This window comes from uncultured Holdemanella sp., from assembly GCF_934772795.1.
Lineage (GTDB): Bacteria > Bacillota_I > Bacilli_A > Erysipelotrichales > Erysipelotrichaceae > Holdemanella.
On sequence record NZ_CAKVMR010000113.1, the window covers coordinates 1 to 2,526 of the forward strand.

A 2,526-nucleotide genomic window follows, 5' to 3' on the forward strand; every position below is an offset into this window, starting at 1 on the left:
CCAAATTAAAGTGAATAGTATCCATGTTAGAAACATATCTTTTGGTATTGTGTGTGTAAGAATCATTGAGAATAGACAATAACTTACAAAACAAACAATGTTGAATAGGGACGTATTTAACATAGATGTTCTTTCAGAATGTGAATATAGGGCTATGATACTATTTATGAAAATCCATAGTGGTAAGTTTGATAGTAATTTGGTTGGATCAAAATATACAATAAATGGCTTAATAAATTCTATATTTACAGGTATAAAGGATAAAAATCCGAATACTACAGCTATCAAAGTAATGCAGATTGTATATAGCCATGTGTTGTTGCTGTTTTTTCTTTTCATTATTTTTTAACCTTCTTTGAATAGATTGTTGCGATGGCTAAAAATAAGATACCTATATATAGGAATGTATATGTGAGATTATAGGCAAATATAAATAAGCAGATGGCTGCGATTAGATATAAGATTGAAGATATTATATTTTTGTTCATGAAAAAACCTCCTGATAAAATAAATTATAACACACAAAAAAGAAAAGCTCCCATTAGGAGCTTTAGAAACAGCGTTAAGAGAAAAGGAAATAGGATATGAATAAGTGTTTTGCTGTTTTCTGATTATATATTAAAATGTAATCCTTAAATTGAGCTTAATCTTCCATACGTGATAAAAGAATTATTAATCCTGCAGAAACTGTATTGATTGGATCGTCTGTGACAAAGATTGGGCACCCTATTGTGTTTTGTAGATAAGATGGTAGTCCATTCAACAACATAGATCCGCCACAACATATGATTCCGCGAGTTTTTACATCTTGCTGCATTGTGATTGGCAAACTAGATAAGAATTGTAGAATCCAATTGGCCCATTGTTGTACTAAGGGTGTTAGAATTCCGACCATTTGATTTTCATTAATGATTACGGATTTAAGTACATGACTATTTTGGTCCATACCAACGACTTCAAGACTTTTAGGGGTTTGTTGAATATTAACTTGTCCTATCTTACGTTTGATTTTTTCAACTTGTTTTGTCGATACATTCATGTTGTAGGAGTTAAATAGCCAGTTTTTAATGTCGATGTTGATTGTGCTTCCAGATACGTTGCAGCGAGATTTTTTGATCATCTTGCCATTTTGGAAGATTGCGATATCACAGTTTGAAGAACCAATGTTTAATACACAGCTAGCGACGGGTAGAAACAAATCGAGTTTTGCGCCAATAGCCGCAATCCAGATTTCTTGTTCAAAATAAACGCGGTAAGCACCCAAATCTTCAAGGTGTTCCTTTAATATGTCGCATGATTCTTTACTGAAGCTAGTTGGATAGCTTACCAACAAAACTGTTTTTTGAAACATACGAAATGCTTTGTGTTCATATAGTAGTTGTTCTAGTAGTATGTCTAGAACGTCAAAGTTAATTGGATTTTCACGCAAAGGAGATATTATTTTAATGTTTGGATCCATGGATCCGATTAAATCCTTAGCGTCTTCACCAATACCTAAAACATGATTTTTCCCATCAAGTGCAACCATACATGGTTCATTATATAATAGACCATCTTCTTGTGTACAAAGTCGGATGTAGTTTGTGCCCAAATCAATTCCCATTTGAATCATGTAACCCCTCCTAATATATGCCTTTATTTTACACCAGGTTAAATTGTGATACAATATGCATGCATTCCTACGTAAATAAATGAACAAAATTGAAAAAATACAAATACCGAATATAAAGGATACATCGCTTTTGGTGGTGCTAGATTCAATTGAATTAGAAAAAACGCTTGGCTATCATGATTTATTTTTATTGTGGAGTCCTACATTTCAGAATGCAGGCATTCCTATATATATTGTTTTTCCAAATGAGTCGAATCAATTAAAGGAATATTGTCAGTATTATAATACGTATATTCATTATGTTTCAGATTTTCAATTGATTAAACGGTTGGATTGTATTCAAGAAAAGATTGTTTTTGGTAAAAAATATTCGGTGATTTTGACAAAAATGTATGTTGTACACAATGGATATTTGTGTGAAGAACAAAAAAGAATCAATGATAAAATGATAAAAAAGCTTTATATAAGGGCTCTTGAACTTAAATTCGAAAATTTTATAAAAAAAATTAAAAATTCCGTTGACATCCCCAACATCCTTTGGTAATATAAATGAGCGCAAACGAGTTTGCAACGAAAAAACATGGAGGTTTAGCTCAGTTGGGAGAGCATCTGCCTTACAAGCAGAGGGTCAGCGGTTCGAGCCCGTTAACCTCCACCATGCTGATGGAGAAGTAGCGAAGTGGCTAAACGCGGCTGACTGTAACTCAGTTCCTTTTGGTTCGGCAGTTCGAATCTGTCCTTCTCCACCACTTATTGGGGTATAGCCAAGCGGTAAGGCACAGGACTTTGACTCCTGCATTTCCCTGGTTCGAATCCAGGTACCCCAGCCATTATTTGTTGCAGGTGTAGTTCAATGGTAGAACTTCAGCCTTCCAAGCTGACTACGTGAGTTCGATTCTCATCACCTGCTCCAT

General features: G+C 34.1%; 3 protein-coding genes and 4 tRNA genes. 5 read left to right on the plus strand and 2 right to left on the minus strand.

Annotation, left to right across the window (positions count from 1 at the left end; all coding sequences use genetic code 11):
• Positions 1-338: 338 nt before the first annotated feature.
• A complete protein-coding gene (locus tag Q0F04_RS11655; RefSeq protein WP_295753483.1) occupies positions 339-488 on the minus strand; it encodes a hypothetical protein in 150 nt (49 codons plus the stop codon).
• Positions 489-643: 155 nt separating this feature from the next.
• Positions 644-1,612 (minus strand): rod shape-determining protein, encoded by a 969-nt coding sequence (locus tag Q0F04_RS11660; RefSeq protein ID WP_295753485.1) that lies wholly within the window; start codon positions 1,610-1,612, stop codon positions 644-646.
• 79 nt (positions 1,613-1,691) lie between these two features.
• Between Q0F04_RS11660 and Q0F04_RS11665 the strand changes: the two genes are divergently transcribed.
• The 5 genes from Q0F04_RS11665 to Q0F04_RS11685 all read left to right on the plus strand — a co-directional run bounded on the left by Q0F04_RS11665 (position 1,692) and on the right by Q0F04_RS11685 (position 2,525).
• Complete coding sequence (locus Q0F04_RS11665) at positions 1,692-2,156, plus strand: hypothetical protein (protein ID WP_295753488.1); 465 nt, start codon at positions 1,692-1,694, stop codon at positions 2,154-2,156.
• Between the two features lie 38 nt (positions 2,157-2,194).
• Positions 2,195-2,270: transfer RNA gene (locus Q0F04_RS11670), tRNA-Val, on the plus strand.
• A gap of 7 nt (positions 2,271-2,277) precedes the next feature.
• Positions 2,278-2,361: transfer RNA gene (locus Q0F04_RS11675), tRNA-Tyr, on the plus strand.
• A 5-nt stretch (positions 2,362-2,366) separates the two neighbouring features.
• Positions 2,367-2,442: transfer RNA gene (locus tag Q0F04_RS11680), tRNA-Gln, on the plus strand.
• Positions 2,443-2,451: 9 nt separating this feature from the next.
• Positions 2,452-2,525, plus strand: a tRNA-Gly gene (locus Q0F04_RS11685).
• Position 2,526: the final 1 nt, after the last annotated feature.